The 2,031-nt window shown below is 35.5% G+C and carries 3 protein-coding genes; all 3 read right to left on the bottom strand.

Annotation, left to right across the window (positions count from 1 at the left end):
• Window positions 1-170: 170 nt before the first annotated feature.
• Genes OCV67_RS12820 through OCV67_RS12810 form a run of 3 tightly spaced genes read right to left on the bottom strand, consistent with a single transcriptional unit; the run spans window position 171 to window position 1,955 of the window.
• Entirely contained in the window at window positions 171-791 is a 621-nt protein-coding gene (locus OCV67_RS12820) for a hypothetical protein (RefSeq protein WP_147644334.1), read from the bottom strand.
• An 11-nt stretch (window positions 792-802) separates the two neighbouring features.
• The gene (locus OCV67_RS12815; protein ID WP_147644333.1) at window positions 803-1,456 is read right to left on the bottom strand and encodes an AAA family ATPase; all 654 of its coding nucleotides are present in this window, start codon (window positions 1,454-1,456) and stop codon (window positions 803-805) included.
• A 10-nt stretch (window positions 1,457-1,466) separates the two neighbouring features.
• Window positions 1,467-1,955 (bottom strand): siphovirus Gp157 family protein, encoded by a 489-nt coding sequence (locus tag OCV67_RS12810; RefSeq protein ID WP_147644332.1) that lies wholly within the window; start codon window positions 1,953-1,955, stop codon window positions 1,467-1,469.
• Between the last annotated feature and the right edge of the window lie 76 nt (window positions 1,956-2,031).

Here is a 2,031-nt window from a genome sequence, read left to right as displayed (position 1 = left end):
AGCAATATGTTCAATTATGCCTTTTATAGATTCGATTTCAGCTTCTTCAAAATTAACGGCGTCTATTTGTTCCTGTGTTATAGTAACACCCCCTCACTAATGGACAGATTCACTGCTGATTTTGCATTAAAATATGCAATTAACTTTATTTTGTAATCAAATTGTAACTTTTAAAACGGTACGTCTCCATCATCCAGGATTTCTTCATAGTCGGATAAATCGCCGAGCGATTCGCCATTGCTTTTGTTATGTTGATTGTTTCTGTGTTCTTTCAACAGTTTGTCATTTGGAACTGTAAAATTGCCACTGCGGATTCGTTCAACTGAATTCGCAAATCTACATTTTATTACAAAACGGTATTCTCCATTATTGTCCTTAAATTCTTCACGCCCGAAAACTCCTCCGAATGTTTTTCCGATAAGGCTTTTTTCGTCCCAGTTCCATACATATCCGGAATTGGATTTCTCAACGCTTGTAATAAATCTTTTGAATAACTGTTTTGTTAACCCGTCTTTTTCACTCCCATCATCTTTTGGGATAAAAACATCAAATATTCCTGTGTTAGGCCATTTTGCATTTGGATTTTGCAATAAAGACTGTTTAAATTTATTTTCAAAAAATTTTCCGTATTTATCATGGTTTATTATATCAAACGCAATTTTTAAAATTGAAAAGTCATTAAATTCCTCGACTCTTGCGCCTTTAATGATGAGTTCGTATCCTCCGACTTCAAGCGCAAGCCCGCCCTCATAAACTTGAATATTATCGTAATCACTAAATTTCTGTATCATTATAACCTCCGTTATTCTTCATTTTCATATTTATTTAATGCCTTTATAACTTCTACAATGTCATTGGGTATCTCGTCTGGCTCAAACAGACCCATAGGAGATTTTGCTGTACTGTTCTTGGCGTGTGTTTCAAATATATATTTTCCTCCGACACACTTTGCGATCAATACCGTGGTAAATTTGCTTTCGAGACAAATTTTGTCTAATTTTTTACCACTGGTTTTAATTCGTGTGAATAAAAATCCGCTGTCATCACGTTCGGTTTGGGTATGCGCTATAAATATTACGGTAAGATCAGGTCTGTACGTATGTGCCGAGTCTACCATACCCCATATACATTGGGCTAGATCCTGCCACTTATCATAGCCCTTTTCTTTCATTCGTCTCATTTCGTCCGCAACCATAATCGAGCCTATAGTATCAACTACAAGAGTTTTTATTTCGGGTCTTCGTACATTTATAGCGTTCATAGTTGCATGTACATCTTTCGGAATATCGGTTGCATAATAATTTTTATTCTCAATGCTATAATGCTTTTTCCAACCTCTCCATGACAACCCTTTTTTATCAGCGTCTATTATGTATGTTTCTGACGGATTTAAATTGCGAAGCGATGTGGTCTTACCTGAACCGCTTTCGCCGGCTATACAAATTACATTTGCCATTAACTATCACCTACCTTATCCTTACATGCTCGCCCTGTTCTAGATGGGCGTATTCACATTCAATACCTGATTTCAAATCTGATTTTAATCGTTGTTCGTCGAGCTTAGGAGCTTGTTCAACATAATATTTTTCAGGTATTAATGACGAATCATCTATAACTAGCTTAGCCGGACTTTTTTGAATTCCGAATGAAAACAAATCTGTTTTAAATTTTTCTTTTCCGGTAATTTTCATTGCATTGAACAAATTATCTTTTATTCGTTTTATATTATTTTCCAATGATTTTCTTTTACTTAACAACCGTGTTTCTTCTGTTTTAAGCTTTACGGCTTCTCCTTCCAACTCTTTTATAATGATGGCATAACTTTGTGCTTTAAGTTCTATTTCTCCTTCAATTCCCTCTAATGTATCGGCTATGGCTTCCGGCGGTATTTCAGGATCAGACGCCATTTCTAAAACTGCCATAAAATTATCAGTTAATTCATACATGGTAGACATTTTTTACTTCCTCCTTTTCTGGATCGCAATCCACTTCCGGCTTGTCCGGATTTTTATAACAGGTTTTACATGCTTC

The organism is Porcipelethomonas ammoniilytica (assembly GCF_025567485.1).
Taxonomy (GTDB): Bacteria; Bacillota; Clostridia; order Oscillospirales; family Ruminococcaceae; genus Porcipelethomonas; species Porcipelethomonas ammoniilytica.
This window is presented reverse-complemented; position numbering and strand designations above follow the sequence as displayed.

Excerpts from the sequence above, each read along its gene's own strand:
- OCV67_RS12820 (WP_147644334.1), bottom strand. The coding sequence starts at position 791 with ATGATACAGAAATTTAGTGATTACGATAATATTCAAGTTTATGAGGGC.
- OCV67_RS12815 (WP_147644333.1), bottom strand. The coding sequence starts at position 1,456 with ATGGCAAATGTAATTTGTATAGCCGGCGAAAGCGGTTCAGGTAAGACC.
- OCV67_RS12810 (WP_147644332.1), bottom strand. The coding sequence starts at position 1,955 with ATGTCTACCATGTATGAATTAACTGATAATTTTATGGCAGTTTTAGAA.